The sequence below is a fragment of the Acinetobacter nosocomialis NIPH 2119 genome, assembly GCF_000368085.1.
Lineage (GTDB): Bacteria > Pseudomonadota > Gammaproteobacteria > Pseudomonadales > Moraxellaceae > Acinetobacter > Acinetobacter nosocomialis.
The window spans coordinates 1556164-1577670 of record NZ_KB849239.1 but is presented as its reverse complement, the minus strand read 5'-3'; the positions used below and the strand labels follow the sequence as shown (position 1 = coordinate 1577670).

The window sequence follows — 21507 nt, the reverse complement described above, 5'->3', positions numbered from 1 at the left end:
GAAAATGCTTTGTTCAACAAGGCAAGGGTTTATTCATCCTAAATTTCGCAAATTGGAAGTCTTATGAATCACGCACAGTTTGATTTAATTGTTGTCGGAGCCGGTATTTTAGGTTTGTCCGCTGCCATACAAGCGCAAGAACAAGGCTTAAAAGTTTGTATCTTCGAGAAAAATGCCAAACCTGTAGGGGCAACTCGTCGTAATTTTGGCATGGTTGGAACATCGACATTAACTCATCCAGAGCAGCAGTGGCGAAAGTACGCACTTGAAACGCGTTGTTTTTATCAGCGTATTCAGGCTGAAACCGATATTTCATTTGCTCAAAGACAAGGTGTCTATTTCGCCAATACGGCACTTGAATGGCAGGTTTTAAATGAGTTTGCCGAGCGTGCAAATAACTACCAAATTCCTGTGCATTTACGAAGTCATGATGAGCTGGTCACCCAATTTTCTTATTTAAACCCCGAGCAGCATTTTCAAGGCGGCTTGGTTTTTGAAGAAGATTATTCGGTCGAACCACATGTGATTGGGCAGCGACTGTTGGCATATGCCGAAAGAAAAGGTGTAGAGATTTATACCAATGCTTGTGTCGTTCAAACTCAATATCAGCAGGAAATTTGTCGGGTCCATTTGGCAAGTGGTGAGACTTATCGGGCAAATAAAGTTTTGATCTGTCACGGTGAAGTGATCGATATTTTATATCCAGATCTCTTACAAAGCTTGAATCTGAAACGTTGTGGCTTACAAATGGCGCTGACGCAACCATTTCAACAAAAATTAAATGCTTCTCTTTATTCAGGCTTATCTATTTCACGTTATCCAGCTTTTGAAATTTGCCCAAGTCATTCTGAGTTGGTTAAAGCGTCACAGCAGGGATTCATTAAAGAATTTGGTATCCATATTCTGATTAAACAAAATGAATTTGGAGAACTGATCGTGGGCGATAGCCACGAATATCATTCGATTAATGAAGCACCTCAGTTTGAGCAGCGTGAAGAGATTAATGAGTTTATCCAAGCTTACTGTCACGAAAAATTAGGGCTGACTTTATCCCCAATTCAAAAACGCTGGAATGGTTATTACCTGACCCATGAACATGAGTTGGCTTGTGTCACTGAAGCCGAAAAAAATATCTTTCTGGTGAGTGCAATTGCTGGCAAAGGCATGACCACAGGGGCCGGATTTATGAAAGAAGTATTAGAACAAAATATTTACTAGTTTGTAATCTGGTTTAAACCAGATTGGTGTATATTGAAATGAACGCGAAAGAAATGAGTAACATTATGAACATGCAACCCCAACTCGATATGGATTTAGAGAACAAATATTTGCTTCTTACTCCAGGACCATTATCAACATCGGCAACAGTACGCCGCGCCATGCAAAAAGACTGGTGTACTTGGGACCAAGAATACAACTCGCTGGTACAAGATATTCGTAATCGACTGGTCAACTTGGCAACCAGCGAACCTGAAAAATATACGGCTGTGTTAATGCAAGGCAGTGGAAGTTTTGCTGTGGAGTCTGTGCTTGGGTCAGCTATTCCACGTGATGGCAAAATCTTGATCATTAATAACGGCGCATATGGTGCACGTATGGTGCAAATGGCGCGTTGCTTAAATATTGAAGTGATCGAGCTGAACTATTTAGAAACCCAGACACCAGATTTACAAGAGATTGAGCGCGTTTTACAAGATAAAACCATTAGCCATGTTGCGTGTGTACACTGTGAAACCACCACAGGAATTTTAAACCCGATTCAAGACATTGGCCGTTTGGTGAAAGCAGCAGGAAAAATCTGGATTGTGGATGCCATGAGTTCATTCGGTGGTGTGCCTATGGATATTGCCGAGCTTGAAATTGATTTTCTAATTTCAAGTGCAAATAAATGTATTCAAGGTGTTCCGGGTTTTGGTTTTATTTTGGCAAAGCGTGATTGCCTAGAAGCATGTAAAGGTTTAGCTCGTTCGGTAAGTCTCGATTTGTATGACCAGTGGAATACGATGGAGCAGCATAACGGTAAATGGCGTTTTACCTCGCCAACCCATGTGGTACGTGCATTTTATCAAGCATTACTTGAGCTTGAGACAGAAGGCGGTGTTGCTGCACGTTATCAACGTTATTTACAAAACCAACAAACCTTATCTAAAGGTATGCAACAACTGGGCTTTGAATTGGTACTCGGTGAAGAGTGCCCACAATCGCCCATTATTACTACTTTTCTTTATCCAACAGCCGAAACATTTAGCTTCCAGTCATTCTATGAAACGCTGAAAAAATCAGGCTACGTAATTTATCCGGGCAAAGTCACAGATCTTAACTGCTTCCGTATAGGCAATATTGGCGAAGTTTATATTCATGACATTGAAGGGCTTCTTGCTGCGATTGCCAGCTACTGCGAAAACCACCTAAACCAAGCTGTAACAGCATAATTTTTATTAAATTAAAGGGAATACACCATGACGACCAACAATACACAAATTCAGGCTGTGGTTTTTGACTGGGCTGGTACAACTGTAGATTTTGGCTCACGCGCACCAATTTTAGCTTTTATGGCTTTATTTAAAGACAATAAAGTTGAAATTACGGTTGAAGAAGCCCGTGCCCCAATGGGATTAGAGAAACGTGATCATATTGCAGCAGTTTTAAAAATGCCGCGTGTAGCAGCGGCATGGCAGGAAGTATATGGGAAACCTGCAACTGAAGCAGATATTGACCGTTTATATAAAGACTTTATTCCGTATCAGTTAAATTCTATTCCGAAATGTTCTGCTTTAATTCCGGGTGCATTAGAAACGTTTGAAAATATTAAAAAGCGTGGTGCAAAAATTGGCAGTAACACGGGCTATGCATCCATGATGATTGGTCGTTTAGTTAAAGATGCTGCTGATCAGGGTTACCGACCGGACTGTATCGTTACTGCCAGCGACGTGAAATATGGCCGTCCATATCCTGAAATGCTATGGAAAAACTTAATTCAACTCGATGTATCCGACATCAAAACCGTTGTAAAAGTAGATGATACTGTGGTGGGAATTGACGAAGGTTTAAACGCAGGTTGCTGGACAGTCGGGCTTGCGATTAGTGGCAATGAAGTCGGTTTAAGCTATGAAGAGTGGAGCGCATTATCGGCCGATGAACAGATTGTTCTAAAAGATAAGGCATACCAAAAAATGAATGCGTCGGGCGCTCACTATGTGATTGATAGTGTCGCCGACTTACCAAATGTACTCGATGATATTGAACGCCGTTTGGGGCAGGGTGAACGACCTTGAACAAAGTTTAGGCCTATATCTTTTTAAGCTTAGCTCCCTTGGGAGCTAAGCTTACCTAAAAAATTAAAATGAAGAGTAATAAACTCTACATATGTGGAAATAAGGAATAACTTTGAAACGTCAATTCCTTATTTCCTGCTAACCATCTAAAACACATGTTTAGATGGTTAGTACCATCAATCCTATAGGCATAGGACCTATAGGATTTTTTGTGATGGATCTCTTTACGACTTTTGAGGGTCGTATATTTTTTCTTTAATGAACAGGGCTGGTATCACACCACAAATTAGGTAGGCAGCCCCCATCACGACAAAACCTAAACCAATAGAGCCGCCGGATGCCAAGAAACCAATCGTTGCAGGGGCTAATGCAGCACCTAAACGTCCGACGTTATAGGCACCACCAATAGCTGTACCGCGAATGGCAGTCGCAAAACTTTCGGTCATATAGGTTGCATTTACGCCATAAGGGATACCGTATAGAAAACCAAAGGTCACCAGTAAATATAGAATGTTGCTTGGCGAGTTATAAAAAACAATCAGAGGTAGGAAAATAGCAGTACCGATTGCACCAAAGGCATAAGTAAAACGACGCCCTAATTTATCGGCCATCATGCCCGCAAGAACTTTACCCAAAATCATGGCGGTATATGTACCTACCATATAGGCGGTCATTTCCTTGAACTTCATACCGAGTTCACTTTCAAGGTATGACGGCATCCAGTTATTTACACCATAGTAGCCAAACTGTAAAAAGCCTGCCGTTAACGCCCATAAGATAAACATATTACGGTTTCGTTTATCTTGGAAAATAAGCTTAAATGCTGAAGTTTTCGATACATTTTGAGCCACAACTGGTTGTTGTAGTCGAGACTTTTGCCATGCTTCTGGTTCGGGTACAAGCACATGCATGAGAACAGCAATAATGACGGGAATAATCGCAACATAAAACAGCATGCGCCAGCCATGATCAGGAATAATCCAGCCTGCCAGTAAGGTCGCAACAATATAGCCAACGGTCCAGCCAGCTTGTAAAGTGCCAAGTACTGTTGTGCGGAAACGTGTTGGGACATACTCGGCCATGAGAGTATTACAGGCGATATAAAGTGAACCCAAGCCAAGAGATGCAAAAAATCTTAAAATACCAAACTGAAGAAAGCTGTGGGTAAAACCTAAGCCACAGGTAAGAAGTGAGAAAATTAAAATAGAAATAACCACAATACGCACGCGACCAAATTTATCGCATGCCCATCCCCCAAAAATGCCACCAACAGCCATACCTGCTAATGTAAAACTGCCAAGCATACCTGCTTGTACTGAACTTAATCCAAAATCTGCCTTAATACTATTTAAGCTATAAGACAGCAGCATCAAATCTGCACCATCTACCAGAAGTGCCAGAAATGCAAAAATAAATGCTATTTTCCACGTATGAGGCTGTATACGAGAAAGACCTTCTTTGTAATTTGTAGCCATAATCCATTACCTACATTTGATAAAAAGCACTTCAAGTCGTTTTGAAGTGCTTTAAATTTGATTAAGACGCAGCGCGAATCATATTTCGGGCAATAATCACTTGTTGAATTTGAGTCGTGCCTTCATAAAGGCGGAACAGACGAACATCTCGATAAAAACGTTCAATGGCATATTCACTGATGTAACCCGCACCACCATGAATTTGTACGCAGCGATCAGCAACGCGGCCACACATTTCGGTTGCAAACATTTTTGCGCAAGAAGCTTCCGTGCTGACGTTTTTTCCCGCATCGCGTAGGCGTGCAGCGTCTAAGACCATACATTTAGCTGCATAAATTTCAGCTTTTGAGTCGGCAAGCATGGCTTGAATGAGTTGGAATTCGGCAATTGGTTGTCCAAATTGCTTGCGTTCGATGGCGTAATTTAAAGAATCATCTAGCATTCGTGTTGCTGCACCGACACTCAAGGCAGCAATATGCAAACGGCCTTTATCGAGTACTTTCATGGCAGTTTTAAAACCAACACCTTCAACACCACCAATAAGTGCTGAAGCAGGGATGCGGCAATTTTCAAAAATAACGTCACAGGTATGGGCGCCTTTTTGTCCCATCTTTTTATCGCGTTTGCCAAGAGAAATGCCCGGAGTTTGGCTATCAACAATAAAAGCAGAAATGCCACCAGCGCCTTTAATATCAGTGTTTGTACGTGCCATGACTGTGAATACACCAGCATGAGGAGCATTGGTAATAAAGCGTTTGGTACCATTTAAAATATAAAACTCACCATCTTTTACTGCGGTGGTTTTTAAAGAGGCAGCATCAGAACCTGCGTCAGGTTCGGTTAAGCAAAAAGAACTGATCACTTCACCACGAGCTAGACGCGGTAAGAAAAATGATTTTTGTGCTTCGGTCCCATCAATAATCAGGCCACTTGAGCCAATGCCATTATTGGTCCCAATAAGAGAGCGAAAAGCAGGAGAGGTACGACCTAATTCAAAAGCGACATAGACCTCTTCTTCCATCGTTAGGCCAAGACCTTCGTATTCTTCAGGAATGGTTAAACCAAATAAGCCGAGAGCTTTCATTTGCTCAACAATCTCTTGAGGAATTTCATCCGTTTCAGCGACTTCATTCTCATGAGGAATTAAGACACCTTCAACAAATTATCGAATCATATCAACAAGTTGATTTAAGGTTTCCTGATCTCGAATCATAGTCTCGTCCTTTTACTCTATGCAAAAAACATCAATGTGATGTTCGTAAAATCACCAATATTTGAAGTGATAGTAATCAAAGGATGAGCGCAAAACAATATATTTTGAAAATTAATTTCGCAATGCGATACTTTGTTGTTGTTTTATCTTTGGCTAATTTATTGATTTATTTAAGCTATATTTTCTTATAAAAAATCATCATTTTTAGTGGAAAATTAAAGTTTGATTTTTAAAAAGAGCCGTGTATATTAAAAATATATATCGCTATGCGAAATTTTAAATGGATAAGTTTTCCTATAGGAAATGAATCACAAAATATAGTGGGATGAAGATGGGTGCTTTAAATGGAATTCGGGTGCTTGACTTAAGTCGGGTATTGGCTGGGCCTTGGTGTGGACAGATTCTTGCCGATTTAGGCGCAGAAGTAATCAAGATTGAACGGCCGAAGGTTGGTGACGATACTCGTTCTTGGGGACCACCTTGGATGAAAGATGACTCAGGTCAAAATACTCAAGAAGCCGCTTATTATCAGTCAACCAACCGTAATAAATTATCGGTTGCCATCGACATTGCCAATCCTGAAGGCCAAGAATTGATTAAAGCACTTATTCAAGACACCGATGTCGTGATTGAAAACTACAAAGCGGGTTCTTTGAAAAAGTACGGTTTGGACTACGAGTCTTTATCTGCAATTAACCCTAAACTGGTGTATTGCTCAATTACAGGTTTTGGTCAAACTGGTCCCAGAGCAGAAGAACCCGGTTATGACTTTATTATTCAGGGTATGGGCGGACTCATGTCGGTCACTGGTGAGCGTGACGATTTGCCCGGCGGAGGACCACAAAAAGTAGGTGTTGCATTTTCTGACTTAGCCACGGGGCTTTATTCTACGATTGCCATACAGGCTGCTTTACTCAACCGCCACGTGACAGGTTTAGGCCAATACATTGATATGGCTTTGCTTGATGTTCAAATTGCTACAATGGCAAATCAGGGAATGAACTATCTTTCATCGGGTAATATCCCTAAACGTTATGGCAATGCACACGCCAATATTGTGCCTTATCAAGTGTTCAAAGCCTCTGACCGTGATTTTATTATTGCATGTGGAAATGACACTCAGTTTATTCAACTCTGTCGAAGTATTGGTTTACCCGATTTACCAAATGATGCGCGTTTTGCCCGAAATGCAGACCGAATCAAGCATCGCGATGAAATTATCGGAATTTTACAAACTCACTTTTTAACAAAAACAGCAGATGAATGGGTAGACGCAATTTATGCGGCTAAAGTTCCGGTCGGTGTCATTAATAACTTGGAACAAGCTTTTCAAGAACCACAAGTGATAGCCCGAGAAATGTTAGTCGAGATGAACCATCCTCAACGTAAAAAATTGAAGATAATTGGCTCGCCAATCAAACTTTCTAGAACGCCTGTTGAATACAAAACAGCACCTCCATTGTTGGGTGAACATACGCAGGCGATTTTAGGGCGAGTAGTATCTACAGAAAAGTTAGCAGAGCTTAAAGAAAAGGGCGTAATTGGATAAGTAACCTAAAAGCGAAAGGTTAAAATGATATTTAAAATCAGAAAATAAAATATTTAATCTTTCGCTTTAATGAGTTAAATGAAGTTATTTTATAAATGCAGACTTGGACGTTTGCTCTTTTGCTATTTATAGAAAAAATAGATTATAATTTTCGCAGTGCGAAACAAAATATGGATTGGTATGACAATGAACGATGCAGTTGATGCAGAACAGACAGAAAAATTACTCGCGCCTTTAAGGCATGAATTATTACATCCAATTGAAGACATGCAGGATGAAAATGATCGCCAATTTATTACTGCATTAGCACGTGGTTTAGAACTATTACGTTGTTTCACGCCTAAACATCAGCATTTGGGCAACCAAGAGCTTGCTCAGATGACTGGTTTGCCAAAACCGACCATTACTCGCCTGACACATACTTTGTCGCGTTTGGGTTATATCAAACAAGTACCAAACTCAAGCAAATTCCAGCTTTCAGTTGGTGTTCTTGCTTTTGGTTATTCCATGCTCTCTAACGTATCGATTCGCTCTATTGCTCATCCATATATGAAAAATTTGGCAGACTATGCTGGTGCTGCTGTAGCAATGGCAACACGCGATCGACTGAATATGATTTATCTTGATGTGGTACAAGGCAAAGGCAATATGACCATGCGCCGTCAAGTCGGAACCTATTTACCGATTCATTTAAGTTCGATGGGGCGAGCATGTTTAGCTGCCATGCCAGAAGATGAAAGAGAGTTCTTGCTTAATGCCATTCGTAACAAGCACAAAGAAGACTGGATTAAAATTAACCGTGATCTAGACAAAGCCTTTAAAGACTACCAAGATTTTGGATACTGTTTTTCAATTGGCGAATGGCATAAAGACGTTAACTCGGTTGCGGTTCCACTCATTCATGAACAACATGGTTTGCTGGTATTTAACTGTGGTGGTCCAAGCTTTATTATGAACCGTGAAAAACTCGAAGAAGATATTGCACCGCGTCTTTTACACATGGTGAATAATATTCGTACCGAGATTAGCTAAACGTATCTGATTCATTTATAAAAGCCAGCCTTGTTTTTCAAGGCTGGCTTTTTAGTGTGTGAGTTTTAGGCTGTTTGCTTATGGAAGTTCGGTTTTCTTTTTTCTTTGAAAGCATTTAATGCTTCTTTAAATTCAGAACCCTGTAAACAACGCGAGAAAATAGTCGACTCATGATCAATACGATTGAGTAGATCATAGATTGGCATATCTCTTAGTAACTTTTTACTGAGCTGTAAGGCTTGACTTGGTTTGTGAGCGAGTTTAATGGCTACGTCTTCAACCACTTGATCCAGCTCAGTTGCTTCAAATATCTCATTTACCAAACCATAAATTTTTGCCTGGTCTGCCGAAAACTTTTCACCCAGTAAAATAAGTTCCGAAGCACGAGCAAAACCCAATAATCTTGGCAAGATGTAACTTGAACCGGCTTCGGGTACCAGTCCCAAATTCACAAAGGGAAACTGAAAAATAGAGTTTTGGCTTGCATACACAAGGTCGCAATGTAGAAGCATAGTGCTGCCAATGCCAATTGCTACCCCATTTACTTTAGCAATAATCGGTTTTGGAAATGTTGCTAAGCTTTTTAAAAAAACAATCGAAGCGGGTGGTTCTGAAGTGGTGGTATCACGTTTTTCAAAAGCATTAACGTCATTTCCACTCGTAAATGCCGAACCTTTGCCAGTAAGTATAACCACATGAACATCTTGATTGGTTGCAGCCTTATCTAATGCCTGACTTAAAGCCGTATACATTTCATAATTAATTGCATTCTTTTTAGTGGGGTTGCTCATGGTGAGCGTTAGTATATTTTTATCAAAATGCTCCTGAATTGTACCTGTTTTAAGCTCGCTTTGAGTTACATTGTCCTGTTGCATCATTTATTCCTTTAAATTAACTATTTGAAAAATATCTGCTTTCAGTTGGTGGAAGCTCATACTTTTCAGATGACGTACTGTCTAAAACTTAAACTTATTAAAATAATGCTATCGAAAAATAATTCCGTTATCAATTATTTTGTTTTATATTGTGGTATAAAATTTTGTATTGTGAAATTTTTATCTTAAGTCACTTTAAATGATGACAGGATTTATGCGTAAATAAGCATCTAGCTCTGCTAAGGAAATAAGAAGCTAGTTATAGAACGGTGAGTGGAAAGAATATGAAGACTAAAATTACAGAACTATTTGAAATCGAGCATCCAATTATTCAAGGTGGTATGCATTATGTTGGTTTTGCAGAGCTTGCGGCTGCAGTTTCGAACGCGGGTGGGTTAGGCATTATCACTGGCCTGACTCAGCGTACACCTGAAAATCTGGCAAAAGAAATTGCACGTTGCCGAGAAATGACCGACAAGCCTTTTGGGGTGAATTTAACCTTTTTACCAACGGTGAATACTCCTGATTATCCGGGTTTTGTAGAGGCAATCATTAAAGGTGGAGTCAAGATTGTAGAAACAGCAGGACGTAATCCTGAACAGGTCATGCCGTATTTAAAGGCTGCTGGTATTAAAGTAATTCACAAATGTACTTCGGTTCGACATAGCTTAAAAGCGCAGCAAATTGGATGTGATGCAGTTTCTGTAGATGGTTTCGAGTGTGGTGGGCATCCGGGTGAAGATGACGTGCCAAACATGATTTTATTGCCCTTAGCAGCTGATGCTTTAGACATCCCATTTGTTGCCTCAGGTGGTATGGCAGATGGACGCTCACTCGCGGCTGCTTTAGCAATGGGGGCCGATGGAATTAATATGGGCACCCGTTTTATTGCCACTCAGGAAGCTCCCGTACATGCAAATGTGAAACAAGCGATTTTGAATGCAACTGAAAGAGATACGCGTTTAATTATGCGTGCTTTGCGTAATACAGAACGTGTCATGAATAATGCTGCTGTTGAAAAAATTGTGGCAAAAGAAAAAGCGCTAGGCGATAACATTAAGTTTGAAGATATTATTGAAGAAGTTGCGGGAGTCTATCCAAAAGTTATGATTGACGGCGATGTTAATGCAGGTGCATGGTCATGTGGGTTGGTAGCAAGCTTGATTCATGATATTCCGACATGCGATGAACTGGTTAGCCGAATTGTTAAAGATGCAGAAGATATTATTCGCGGACGCTTATTAGGACTTTTATAGAATTATCCTAGCTTCTATACTTCATTATTAGCCTACTTTATATAAGATCAGCACAAGCTTTAATTGTGCTGATTTTTTGCATCATGCACACAGTAATAAAGACATAAAACGGCAAAAATTAAGCCTAAAACACAGACACCTGTCCATCCAAAATGTTTCCAAGCATAACTTCCCGCTGTTGTGCCTAAAGCGCCGCCAGCAAAGTAACCCGTCATATAAATTGCATTAAACCGTGAACGTAATTCTTGGTTAAGTTTAAATACAATACTTTGGTTGGTGACATGTACAGCAGAAAGAGAAGCGTAGAGAATAAGTAAGGCAATAATATAAAAAGCAAAATGGTAGGTTAAAAGTGAAAAAAGAATCCAACTTAAAATCAGCCCAATGCCGCAATAAATTGAAATTTTATGGATATAGCCTTGGTCAATAAATTTGCCTGAGAAATTAGCAACGAAAGTTCCTAACACGCCAACAAAACCGAAAAGGCCAATGGTAAAGTCACTAAAATAATAAGGCGCTGGAGCCAGAAGCAACGACATGGTGGTAAAGGTTAAACTCACACAAGCAAATGTAAAACCGCCAATATAAGTTCTGGTTCTTAAACGTGGATTTTGAATAAAAATCTGTGGAAGAGAACGAATGGTCTTTGTATAGTTTTCTGATTTGGTTGGTGGAAATAACCCAATATTACGGTGCAAAATAATGGCAATGATGAGTAATAGAAAGCCACTGACCAGATAAATAATATTCCATGCAAAAAGTGTAGACATTAACCCTGAAAGGGAACGGGCGAGTAAAACCCCCATCATGAGACCACTCAGTAGAAAGCCAACGACACGGCCGCTTTGTTGAATTGGAACCAGACTTGCAGCAAGCGGTAGCAAAAGTTGGGCTGCGCTGGAAAATAAACCGGTAATAACGGTACCAAGCAGTAAAAGATAAATATTGTGCGAAAAGCCACTAATAATTAATCCGCTTGAAGCTAGTAACATAAAGACAAATAGCAGCTTGCGCTTTTCTAATATGTCTCCCAGCGGCATTAAAAAGAGTAAGCCACAGGCATAGGTGATTTGGGCTAGAGTGGGCACCCATGCTGTAGTGGTTTCAGTTAAATTTAGGCTTAGACTAATTGAATGAATAAGTGGCTGACTAAAATAATTTCCACCTGTACAAATGCCTGCAGCAATCGCCATTAAAATAATGGTTGGGGTATAGAGTGCGTTTTTCATCATGCCTATCGTCATAATGAAAGTGGAACTTTAATCAACACAACCATTACTGCTTGAAGTAAGAGGGTTAGTGCGTTTCATTCAAGGCATCTTGAATATTGTGCACCATGTGGATTAAACGTGGTCCAATTTCACCTTCAAGTTTTTCCGGATTTAAATGAAAACTTGGCGCACCACAGTTAAAAACATAAAGACCATGTTTGGAGCTGACCAAAGGTACAGCTACTGAGTTTACTTCTTTATGCCACTCACCCAAAGACAAACAATATCCATAATCTTGATAATCACGGAAAGCTCGTTCTAATGAGCGTTTTATAGCTGGCCAATTTTCTGGATTTTTTTGTTTCAATGCATCAAGTAGAAAGTTGCGCTCACGTTCAGGAGTCGCAGCCAAGCATGCTCGTCCCATAGAACTGCTATGCAGTGGTAAAGTCGAACCAATTGGACGGCGCATATTTAAGGCTGTTTCAATTTGCACAACATCGATATACACCATATTTAAGCGATCACGCGTTGCCATCGCTACGGGCGCTTGAACATACTGGCTCATCTCTTCCATATATTGATGAGCAATATTACGAATCGAGATGTTAGATAAAGCTGCATATCCTAAGGATAAGACACCAATATCTAATGTGTATTTGGTCGAGTTAGGTAATTGTTTTAAATAACCTAATGACACAAGGGTATTGGTAATACGTGCAATGGTCGGTTTAGGTAAACCTGTCATTTTTGCTAATTCTTGGTTACCAAGCACCTGATTATTTGCAGAAAAGCATCTTAAAAGTTCTAAGCCGCGTGCTAAAGAAGCAATAAACTGGGGGTTATTTTCCCGATGTATATGCGAAATAGGATCTAAACGTATCTCATCAAAATTTATTGGTTTTTCAGTTTCCGTGTTTTGAGACATTCGATCCTCAAATATAATTAAAGCAATAGTTTGCCATTATATTTCGCTCTGCAAAATAAATCCATTCATCACTGCGCTGTTGTGATGAATGGATATTGGGTTCAATGCTTATGAAACGTTTTCAATCACCATCGCAAGACCTTGACCTACACCAATACATAGGCTCACCACGGCATATTTCTTTTTACGGCGAATTAACTCGCGGGCTACTGTTAACGCAAGACGAGCGCCAGATGCACCAAGTGGATGGCCAACAGCAATCGCACCACCGTTCGGGTTCACACGTGGATCATTAAAATCAACATTTAAACCTTTTAAACAAGATAAAACTTGTGAAGCAAAGGCTTCATTAATTTCGATAATATCCATGTCATCTAAAGTAAGGCCAGCACGCGCAACTGCTTTTTTAATAGCTTCGATCGGGCCTGCACCCATAATACGTGGTTCAATACCTGCAGCCGCAGCGGACAAGATTTTTGCCATTGGTTTTAGGCCATATTTTTGACCCGCAGCTTCTGAACCAATCAAAAGTGCTGCTGCACCATCATTAATACCAGAGGCATTACCAGCTGTAACCACGCCACCTTCAAAGAGTGGTTTTAACTTTGTAAGTGCTTCAACAGTTGAGCTTGGGCGAGGGTGTTCATCTTCTGAAACGAGTTTAGGGGGCAATTTTTTACCTTGGAAAACCTCAATTGGCGTAATTTCATCGGCAAAGAAACCTTCTTCTTTGGCTTTTTGATATTTGGCTTGTGATTGGGCTGCAAATAAGTCAGCTTGTTCACGGCTAATCCCAAACTCGGCTGCAACGTTATCACCCGTTTCAGGCATTGAATGACCGCCGTACTGCGCAATAATTTTTTTATTTGGAAAGCGAGAGCCAATCGTAGTGTCATAAATTTTTGCATCGCGGCTATAAGCACTTTCCGCTTTACCCATCACGAAGGGAGCACGTGACATACTTTCTACACCACCTGCAATATAGAGTTCGCCTTCACCACAAGTAATAGCACGCGCTGAGTCAATCACGGCACCTAAACCACTAGCACATAGGCGGTTTACCGTCTGGCCCGGTACAGTAACAGGCAAACCTGCAAGTAATAATGCATTTCGTGCCACATTACGACTATCTTCACCCGCTTGATTGGTGTCGCCTAAAATCACATCTTCAATATCCACGCCCGGTACACCAGTTTTTTCAAGTAGTTTTTGAATAACGGTTGCTGCTAAATCATCAGGGCGAATTGAGGCAAGTTCACCTGCATGACGGCCAAATGGACTACGTAAACCATCATAGATATATGCATTTAACATTGAGAAATTCCTTTTCAAGACTCGTGAGTAAAAGTAAGAGGTAAATGAAGTGCGACACGACGCTGTAACCACGGGCTAGGGCGGTAACGCGGGTCATGGGTAAGTGCTGTTATACGGTTCAGAATAAGTAAGACTTTTTCGCTACCGACTTGATCGCCCCATTCAATTGGTCCAAATGGATAGCCTAAGCCAAGACGTACTGCAGCATTAATATCATCTACTGTGGCAATATTTTGCTGGGCAATATCGCAGCCTAAATTAATGACCATGGCTAAAACGCGTTGTGCAACAAAGCCAATACTTTCATTAATCATACTGACCATATTTCCATCTAAATTGAAAATAGAGTGAGCTGCTTGACGATATTCAGGTTTGGTAACAAGTGATGGCATTAAGGTGCGATGTTTTGCAATGCCATAAAGCATGTCTATCGCAACAGTATGCTTTGGATTAACTCCTAGGCGAGTAGCTGCTTGAGTTGTATCTTCACCATAACAAGCGAGTAAACATAAGCTATCTGTTTGTGGTTCAGAATTAGTGTCTAGGGCAATATTTTGCTGAGTTAAATAATCTTCGAGTTGTTTCTTATCTTGAGGGAAATCGGCAGCGATCCAAACTTTTGGATATTGTGCTAAACGCTCTACCAATTTGGCTGGTTGTTCACCTGTTTTTGAACCGGTTTCATAGTTATAAAAACCTTGATTAACCTTACGTCCAAGTTGCTTGGCATCAAGCATTTGCTTGGTCAGCGGGCTTGGTTTGTAGCGGGCTTCTTCATAGTACTGGTGATAAATCGACTCCATCACAGGATGCGAAACATCAAGGCCAGTTAAATCCATTAATTCAAATGGCCCCATTCTAAAACCAACGCCGTCACGTAAAATTCGGTCAATTTCACTGATGTCACAAACGTTCTCGTTTAAAATTTTGAGCGCTTCAGTTCCATAAGCACGGCCCGCATGGTTAATAATAAATCCAGGGGTGTCCTTTGCCACAACAGGACGATGACCAAATGCACGAGACAAATCGTTTAAAGCATCAATAATAAGTGGATCTGTTTTTAAACCACGAATGACTTCGACCACTTTCATGAGTGGAACTGGGTTAAAAAAGTGGTAACCCACAACACGCTCAGGCTTTTTGCAGTTTGCCGCAATGGCTGTAATAGAAAGAGAAGAAGTGTTTGAGGCTAAAATAGTAGTATCCGAAACAATGTCTTCAAGCTGCTGCATCAAGCTTTGTTTAATATCGAGACGTTCAACAATTGCTTCTACAATGAGGTCACAATTTTTTAAATCTTCAATTTGATGAGCAACAATTAAATGGTTATTTGCCGCTGTTGCTTGCTCAGGCGTAATCTTATTTTTGTCGACTAACTTTTGAAATGTAGCAGCCAGTTTTTCTTTAGCCTGCTCTGCGGCGCCTGCTTTGGCATCATATAAATAAGTGGTATGACCTGACTGCGCAGCAATTTGAGCAATACCACTGCCCATGACACCTACACCAATCACAGCCATGCTTTTAATATCATAAGTCATGTCGATCATCCTGATGATTAATCTATATTTGAAATTAAACGGAAAAATAAGGTTGGGTGATTTAGCTTAAGCATTGTTTATCACCATCAATAGGTAAGATTTGCCCTGAAATTGAGCGACCACTATCTGACGCTAAAAATAGGCATAAATCTGCAATATGCTTTGGATTGACAAAATATTTGAGCGACTGATTTTTCAGTGCATTTTGAGTCACTTCTTCAAGTGAGGTATGCGCTACATCGGCACGGGCTTGTAATACGCGCTGAACCCGATCACCATCGACTGCACCCGGAAGAATAGCGTTAACTCGAATATTGTCTGCACCGAGTTCCATAGAAAGCGTTTTGGTAAAACCGATCAGCCCCCATTTGGAGGTGGAGTAAGCTAATCGGTATGGATAGCCTAAGCGTCCGGCAATAGATGACATATTTATAATCACACCTGCCTGTGCTTTCTTTAAATAAGGAATGGCTAACTGGGTAATTAAAAAAGTGCTATTCAGGTTTAAATTAATCACCGTGTTCCAATCCTCAAAACTTAGCTCATCTGCTGCAACGGTCGGGCCTGAGATGCCTGTGTTATTGACTAAAATATCAATACCGCCAATTTTATGAATGGCTTGACTAAACATCAGTTTAATTTGTTCATGGTCGGCTAAATCACAGGTATATATGTGTAGCTTTGGATAATCTTGTTGAAATTGTTCTAAGCTTTTAGCATTGATATCACAAACAAAAACTTCATCCTGATTGTTTAAAAATGCCTCGGCAATGCATCGTCCTATCCCTGAACCACCTGCACTAATTAATACTTTTTTGGCCATTTTCATTCCTTTGTTATTATGGTTTTAAATTATTTCCCTTGATACGACGGTTTACGCTTTTCGATAAAAGCTTGAACGCCTTCATTTTTATCTTCGGTAGAAAATAACAACTGGAATGCTTTTCGTTCTAGAGTTAGGCCTGCATTTAATGGAACATCTTCGCTCATTAGTGCAACTTCTTTAATTTGTTGCAGGGCAATCGGCGGCATTTTTGCGAGGCTTTGTGCCATTTGAATTGCAGTTGGAATAGTTTGGTCATCTTCTGTGACTTGTGAAACAAGACCAATGGTATAGGCTTCTTCGGCTTTGACCATGGCGCCTGTCATAATCATGCGCATGGCATGGAATTTACCCACAGCACGGAATAAACGTTGTGTACCACCAGCACCCGGCATTAAACCAACTTTAATTTCCGGCTGGCCAAAGGTTGCGCCTTTACCTGCAATAATAATGTCAGCATGCATTGCAAGTTCACAGCCACCCCCTAATGCATAACCATTTACAGCAGCAATCACGGGTTTAGGGCACTGGGCAATTGCATTCCAATAACGTTCGGTATGACGCAATAACATTTCTGTGGAAGTTGCGGTTGCCATTTCTTTTAGATCTGCACCTGCGGCAAAGACTTCTTCACCACCTGTGAGTACAACTGCATTGATCTCATCGTTAAAACTTAACTCGGTAAAAGCTTGTGCTAGTTGTTTGCGAACTTCACCGTTTAAAGCATTTTTAGCTTCTGGGCGGTTAATTTTAACAACCGCTATTTTTTGAATAGAAAAGTCGACTTCTACGAAATTATTCCCTGTTGACACACTCATTTTTGAATTCCTTGTTTCGCATATCAAAACTATATTCCTTTTATGATGCTTATTTTGGAATTTATTTCAAGTCTTATTTCTCTTAATAGCGTACGTATCATCTTTTAAAATAGATAAGTTATTGATATTAGGTAATGGTCTAAATTTAAATTTCGTTAAACGAAATTAATTTTCAAAAAAGCTTGAAATTTGTATTTTTGTTCTCGTACTATGAAACACATCCGCAGTAAACAAGATTTAAAAGCATGGTATCCAGACCAGCTGGAAATGGCTGATGGATACGATGGAAATATATAAAAAGGGAGATCACAGATGATCCGTGATGAAGGGATGTTGGAGCAGTTACTTTCAACAATTCGAGATTTTGTAAAAAATGAATTGATCCCTCGTGAAAACGAAGTGGTAGAGAAAGACAAAATTCCAGATGACATTGTGCAGCAAATGCGTGAGCTAGGTTTGTTCGGACTCACAATTCCCGAAGAATATGGTGGCTTAGGCATCACCATGGAAGAAGAAGTCAGAGTTGCATTTGAACTTGGGCAAACTTCACCGGCTTTCCGTTCTTTAATTGGAACCAATAACGGTATTGGCTCAAGTGCGATTTTGATTGATGGCACAGAAGAGCAAAAGCAAAAATATTTACCGCGTTATGCAAGTGGCGAAATTATTGGTTCATTTTGTTTAACCGAGCCTGAGTCTGGTTCTGATGCTGCCTCTTTAAAAACCAGCGCAGTAAAAGATGGTGACTTTTATGTATTAAACGGTACCAAACGTTTTATTACCAATGCACCCCACGCTGCGACTTTTACTGTAATGGCTCGAACGAATCCTGAAATTAAAGGGTCGGGAGGTATTTCAGCTTTTTTAGTTGAGGCGAATACGCCAGGTATTACCTTGGGCAAAATTGACCAAAAAATGGGTCAAAAGGGTTCACACACCTGTGATGTAATTTTTGATAACTGCCGTGTACCTGCTTCTGCACTGATTGGTGGGGTAGAAGGTGTCGGTTTTAAAACGGCCATGAAAGTACTGGATAAAGGACGTTTGCACATTGGTGCTTATAGCGTTGGGGTTGCTGAACGCATGCTAAACGACGCATTGCATTATGCGATTGAGCGTAAGCAGTTTGGTCAGCCTATTGCGAACTTTCAGCTGATTCAAGCCATGCTTGCCGACTCAAAAGCCGAAATATATGCCGCTAAATGTATGGTTTTAGATGCAGCTCGCCGCCGTGATAATGGCGAAAACATTAGCACAGAAGCTTCTTGCGCAAAAATGTTTGCGACGGAAATGTGCGGACGCGTTGCTGACCGCTGTGTACAGATTCATGGTGGTGCAGGCTATATCAGTGAATATGCCATTGAACGTTTTTATCGTGATGTACGTTTGTTCCGTTTATATGAAGGAACGACGCAAGTTCAACAACTTATTATTGCCAAAAACATGATTAGGGAAGCTACAGCCTAATAAAAAATCAAATGCCATGAGGCATGGGATGCCTCATGTTCCTTCTGAGGATATGGACATGACAACAAATACTGTGACAGAAAATATGAGTAGCACTGAAGCTATTCAAACGCCCAAAAAGATTTGGATTACTGCATTTATATTCGCTTTTTTTACACTTTTATGTGATGGGGCAGATTTAGGTTTTTTGGCATTAAGCCTCACTAGTCTTAAAACAGAATTTCATTTAACTGGTGTGCAAGCTGGAACATTAGGAAGCCTGACTCTATTTGGCTCGGCCGTGGGCGGTCTCATTGGTGGTTGGGCATGTGACCGTTTTGGTCGGGTTCGCATTATTGTGTTCTTTATTGCTTATTCTTCAGTTTTAACCTGTGCGCTAGGCTTTACACACTCTTATATGCAATTTGCAGTTTTAAGAACTTTTGGAGCGATGGGTTTAGGTGCACTTTATATTGCCTGTAATATTTTAATGTCAGAAATGGTTCCGACCAAACATCGTTCTACCGTTTTGGCAACGCTGATGACAGGTTATACCTTAGGTTCTTTACTCGCGACATTACTAGCAGGACACATTATTCCTGAACACGGGTGGCGTTTCCTTTACTGGATTGCAATTGCGCCTGTAGTGTTATCAATTTTGATGCACATATGTGTACCTGAACCTGAGTCATGGAAAAAAGCGCGTCAATTAAAAGCGTTAGAAATAGCTCAAAGTAGCCAACCTAAAAAACGTCAAAATCCATATCTTGAGATTTTAAGAGATAAAAAGCATGGCACCATGTTTGTACTTTGGATTATTAGTACTGGTGCACTACAGTTTGGTTATTACGGCGTAAGTAACTGGTTACCGGCTTATTTAGAGTCTGATCTAGGCATCAAGTTTAAAGAAATGGCCATGTATATGGTCGGTACTTTCCTGATTATGATGTTCGCCAAAGTAATTGCAGGAATTGTTGCCGATAAATTAGGACGCCGCGCTGTATTCGCTTTTGGAACCATTGGTACAGCCTTATTTATTCCAGTCATTGTTTACTTAAATACACCAACTAACATTTTATGGATGATGCTGTTTTTCGGTTTCCTTTACGGTATTCCATATGCAATTAATGCCACCTATATGACAGAAAGCTTCCCGACTTCTATTCGAGGTTCGGCGGTGGGCGGCGCTTATAACATTGGCAAAGTACTTTCAATTTTCTCTCCATTAACAATTGGTTATCTATCGCAAAACGGTTCTATTGGTTTAGGACTTTTGGTGATGGCTGCGGCTTATTTTATCTGCGGTGTAATTCCATTGTTATTTATTAAAGACCGACTATTTAACCCGCAAAAGGCAGAGTGACAGATCAATCTGTCACCTTAAATTAAGGATGAAAAGGGACAAGTGAGATGATAAATAAAATCACCAGTGACATTGAACCGATTTTAAAAGCTATTCCTGATGGAGCAACCATCATGACAGGCGGGTTTGGTGTGACGGGGCAACCTGCTGAATTAATAGAAGCCTTAATCGATTTGGGAAAAAAAGAACTCACCATTGTAAACAATAATGCAGCTTCGGGTGACCGTGGTCTAACCAAGCTGATTATTGCCGGGTGTGTTAAAAAAATGATTAGCTCATTTCCGAAATCTGCAGGATCCACTGTTTTTCAAGACTTATATAGAGCGGGAAAAATTGAGTTGGAACTGGTTCCGCAAGGTAATTTGGCATGTCGTATTCAAGCCGCAGGAGCTGGTCTCGGTGCTATTTTTACTCCGACTGGTTATGGCACTAAAATTGCCGAAGGCAAAGAAACCCGAACCATTAACGGTAAAAACTATGTGCTTGAATATCCACTTGAAGCTGATTTTGCACTGATTTATGCCGATAAAGCCGACCGCTGGGGCAATTTAACTTATCGCAAAGCGGCCCGCAATTTTGGTCCAATCATGGCAAAAGCCGCCAAGACCACGATTGTTCAAGTGAATGACACCGTAGAGCTAGGAACGCTTGACCCAGAGTGCATTATTACACCGGGAATTTTTGTTCAGCACGTTGTAAAAGTAGGAGATATCTAATGTCAGTTCAAAAGCGTTCTCGTGAAGATATTGCCAAACTCATTGCCAATGACATTCCGGAAGGTTCTTATGTCAATTTAGGCATTGGCTTACCGACCAACGTTGCTAAATTCTTGCCAAAAGACAAAGAAATTTTTTTACATTCGGAAAATGGTGTTTTGGCTTTTGGGCCTCCACCACAACCGGGTGAGGAAGATGAAGATCTGGTAAATGCCGGAAAAGAACTTGTCACTTTGTTAGACGGTGGATGCTTTATGCATCATGGCGACTCGTTTGACATTATGCGTGGCGGTCATTTGGACATTTGCGTGATTGGTGCATTCCAAGTTGCGGTCAATGGAGACTTGGCAAACTGGCATACCGGTAAAGCAGATGATGTACCAGCAGTCGGCGGTGCTATGGATTTGGCAGTGGGTGCAAAAACGATTTATGTCTATATGGAGCATGTGACTAAAAAAGGTGAGCCCAAAATTGTAAAAGAACTGAGTTATCCAATAACGGGTGAGCAGTGTGTAAACCGTATTTACACCGATTTATGCATTATTGAACTCAAGGACCAAAAAGCTTACGTCAAGGAAATGGTAGACGGCTTAACTTTTGATGAATTACAGGCAGTTACTGACTGTGAACTAATTGATGCACGTGTAGCCTAAATACACACGGAAAAAACGCTTC

Annotated in this window: 18 protein-coding genes and 1 pseudogene; 10 read left to right on the top strand and 9 right to left on the bottom strand. The window is 40.5% G+C overall.

Annotation, left to right across the window (positions count from 1 at the left end; translation table 11 throughout):
* Positions 1-63 precede the first annotated feature (63 nt).
* Genes F984_RS11390 through phnX form a run of 3 tightly spaced genes read left to right on the top strand, consistent with a single transcriptional unit; the run spans position 64 to position 3275 of the window.
* Complete coding sequence (locus F984_RS11390; RefSeq protein WP_004709440.1) at positions 64-1218, top strand: TIGR03364 family FAD-dependent oxidoreductase; 1155 nt, start codon at positions 64-66, stop codon at positions 1216-1218.
* 26 nt (positions 1219-1244) lie between these two features.
* Entirely contained in the window at positions 1245-2432 is a 1188-nt protein-coding gene (gene phnW / locus F984_RS11385; RefSeq protein WP_025469320.1) for a 2-aminoethylphosphonate--pyruvate transaminase, read from the top strand.
* 27 nt (positions 2433-2459) lie between these two features.
* Positions 2460-3275: a phosphonoacetaldehyde hydrolase gene (gene phnX / locus F984_RS11380; protein WP_000210524.1), complete on the top strand. Its 816-nt coding sequence runs from the start codon at positions 2460-2462 to the stop codon at positions 3273-3275.
* A 224-nt stretch (positions 3276-3499) separates the two neighbouring features.
* Here phnX and F984_RS11375 read toward each other — a convergent pair whose 3' ends face one another.
* Positions 3500-4750: an MFS transporter gene (locus tag F984_RS11375; protein WP_004709438.1), complete on the bottom strand. Its 1251-nt coding sequence runs from the start codon at positions 4748-4750 to the stop codon at positions 3500-3502.
* Positions 4751-4811: 61 nt separating this feature from the next.
* A pseudogene (locus F984_RS11370) lies at positions 4812-5963 on the bottom strand (acyl-CoA dehydrogenase family protein).
* Between the two features lie 331 nt (positions 5964-6294).
* Here F984_RS11370 and F984_RS11365 point away from each other — a divergent pair.
* Both F984_RS11365 and F984_RS11360 read left to right on the top strand, forming a co-directional pair.
* Positions 6295-7512, top strand: coding sequence for a CaiB/BaiF CoA transferase family protein (locus tag F984_RS11365; protein ID WP_004709436.1), 1218 nt, complete (start codon positions 6295-6297; stop codon positions 7510-7512).
* Positions 7513-7698: 186 nt separating this feature from the next.
* A complete protein-coding gene (locus tag F984_RS11360; protein WP_000996083.1) occupies positions 7699-8544 on the top strand; it encodes an IclR family transcriptional regulator in 846 nt (281 codons plus the stop codon).
* Between the two features lie 65 nt (positions 8545-8609).
* On the opposite strand, the gene F984_RS11355 is transcribed toward F984_RS11360, so the two are convergent.
* On the bottom strand, positions 8610-9419 hold the full coding sequence (locus F984_RS11355; RefSeq protein WP_004709435.1) for an enoyl-CoA hydratase: 810 nt from the start codon (positions 9417-9419) through the stop codon (positions 8610-8612).
* A 284-nt stretch (positions 9420-9703) separates the two neighbouring features.
* Here F984_RS11355 and F984_RS11350 point away from each other — a divergent pair, with 284 nt between their 5' ends.
* Positions 9704-10675 carry an NAD(P)H-dependent flavin oxidoreductase gene (locus F984_RS11350; protein WP_004709434.1) on the top strand — a complete coding sequence of 324 codons (972 nt, stop codon included), beginning with the start codon at positions 9704-9706 and terminating at the stop codon, positions 10673-10675.
* 59 nt (positions 10676-10734) lie between these two features.
* On the opposite strand, the gene F984_RS11345 is transcribed toward F984_RS11350, so the two are convergent.
* The 6 genes from F984_RS11345 to F984_RS11320 form a co-directional block, all read right to left on the bottom strand.
* Entirely contained in the window at positions 10735-11907 is a 1173-nt protein-coding gene (locus F984_RS11345) for an MFS transporter (protein WP_080631558.1), read from the bottom strand.
* 64 nt (positions 11908-11971) lie between these two features.
* Complete coding sequence (locus F984_RS11340; RefSeq protein ID WP_000081482.1) at positions 11972-12814, bottom strand: IclR family transcriptional regulator; 843 nt, start codon at positions 12812-12814, stop codon at positions 11972-11974.
* 108 nt (positions 12815-12922) lie between these two features.
* Positions 12923-14128, bottom strand: a complete 1206-nt coding sequence (locus tag F984_RS11335; protein WP_004709432.1) for a 3-oxoadipyl-CoA thiolase — start codon at positions 14126-14128, stop codon at positions 12923-12925.
* Between the two features lie 14 nt (positions 14129-14142).
* Complete coding sequence (locus F984_RS11330; protein ID WP_004709431.1) at positions 14143-15666, bottom strand: 3-hydroxyacyl-CoA dehydrogenase; 1524 nt, start codon at positions 15664-15666, stop codon at positions 14143-14145.
* Between the two features lie 61 nt (positions 15667-15727).
* Positions 15728-16489, bottom strand: a complete 762-nt coding sequence (locus F984_RS11325; RefSeq protein ID WP_004709430.1) for an SDR family oxidoreductase — start codon at positions 16487-16489, stop codon at positions 15728-15730.
* 29 nt (positions 16490-16518) lie between these two features.
* Positions 16519-17307, bottom strand: coding sequence for an enoyl-CoA hydratase (locus tag F984_RS11320; RefSeq protein ID WP_000116915.1), 789 nt, complete (start codon positions 17305-17307; stop codon positions 16519-16521).
* 312 nt (positions 17308-17619) lie between these two features.
* Here F984_RS11320 and F984_RS11315 point away from each other — a divergent pair, with 312 nt between their 5' ends.
* The 4 genes from F984_RS11315 to F984_RS11300 are packed head-to-tail and all read left to right on the top strand — an operon-like array spanning position 17620 to position 21485.
* The gene (locus F984_RS11315; protein WP_002157175.1) at positions 17620-18774 is read left to right on the top strand and encodes an acyl-CoA dehydrogenase family protein; all 1155 of its coding nucleotides are present in this window, start codon (positions 17620-17622) and stop codon (positions 18772-18774) included.
* Positions 18775-18832: 58 nt separating this feature from the next.
* On the top strand, positions 18833-20116 hold the full coding sequence (locus F984_RS11310) for an MFS transporter (protein WP_002048335.1): 1284 nt from the start codon (positions 18833-18835) through the stop codon (positions 20114-20116).
* A 47-nt stretch (positions 20117-20163) separates the two neighbouring features.
* The gene (locus F984_RS11305; RefSeq protein ID WP_002048307.1) at positions 20164-20832 is read left to right on the top strand and encodes a 3-oxoacid CoA-transferase subunit A; all 669 of its coding nucleotides are present in this window, start codon (positions 20164-20166) and stop codon (positions 20830-20832) included.
* Positions 20832-21485: a 3-oxoacid CoA-transferase subunit B gene (locus F984_RS11300; protein ID WP_000116037.1), complete on the top strand. Its 654-nt coding sequence runs from the start codon at positions 20832-20834 to the stop codon at positions 21483-21485. Before F984_RS11305 ends, F984_RS11300 begins: the two co-directional genes overlap by 1 nt.
* Positions 21486-21507: the final 22 nt, after the last annotated feature.

Coding starts and splice junctions, on each gene's coding strand:
- F984_RS11300 (WP_000116037.1), top strand. CDS start 20,832: ATGTCAGTTCAAAAGCGTTCTCGTGAAGATATTGCCAAACTCATTGCC.
- F984_RS11375 (WP_004709438.1), bottom strand. CDS start 4,750: ATGGCTACAAATTACAAAGAAGGTCTTTCTCGTATACAGCCTCATACG.
- F984_RS11325 (WP_004709430.1), bottom strand. CDS start 16,489: ATGGCCAAAAAAGTATTAATTAGTGCAGGTGGTTCAGGGATAGGACGA.
- F984_RS11340 (WP_000081482.1), bottom strand. CDS start 12,814: ATGTCTCAAAACACGGAAACTGAAAAACCAATAAATTTTGATGAGATA.
- F984_RS11305 (WP_002048307.1), top strand. CDS start 20,164: ATGATAAATAAAATCACCAGTGACATTGAACCGATTTTAAAAGCTATT.
- F984_RS11335 (WP_004709432.1), bottom strand. CDS start 14,128: ATGTTAAATGCATATATCTATGATGGTTTACGTAGTCCATTTGGCCGT.
- F984_RS11320 (WP_000116915.1), bottom strand. CDS start 17,307: ATGAGTGTGTCAACAGGGAATAATTTCGTAGAAGTCGACTTTTCTATT.
- F984_RS11315 (WP_002157175.1), top strand. CDS start 17,620: ATGATCCGTGATGAAGGGATGTTGGAGCAGTTACTTTCAACAATTCGA.
- F984_RS11330 (WP_004709431.1), bottom strand. CDS start 15,666: ATGACTTATGATATTAAAAGCATGGCTGTGATTGGTGTAGGTGTCATG.
- F984_RS11350 (WP_004709434.1), top strand. CDS start 9,704: ATGAAGACTAAAATTACAGAACTATTTGAAATCGAGCATCCAATTATT.
- F984_RS11390 (WP_004709440.1), top strand. CDS start 64: ATGAATCACGCACAGTTTGATTTAATTGTTGTCGGAGCCGGTATTTTA.
- F984_RS11310 (WP_002048335.1), top strand. CDS start 18,833: ATGACAACAAATACTGTGACAGAAAATATGAGTAGCACTGAAGCTATT.
- F984_RS11345 (WP_080631558.1), bottom strand. CDS start 11,907: ATGATGAAAAACGCACTCTATACCCCAACCATTATTTTAATGGCGATT.
- F984_RS11365 (WP_004709436.1), top strand. CDS start 6,295: ATGGGTGCTTTAAATGGAATTCGGGTGCTTGACTTAAGTCGGGTATTG.
- F984_RS11360 (WP_000996083.1), top strand. CDS start 7,699: ATGAACGATGCAGTTGATGCAGAACAGACAGAAAAATTACTCGCGCCT.
- F984_RS11355 (WP_004709435.1), bottom strand. CDS start 9,419: ATGCAACAGGACAATGTAACTCAAAGCGAGCTTAAAACAGGTACAATT.
- phnX (WP_000210524.1), top strand. CDS start 2,460: ATGACGACCAACAATACACAAATTCAGGCTGTGGTTTTTGACTGGGCT.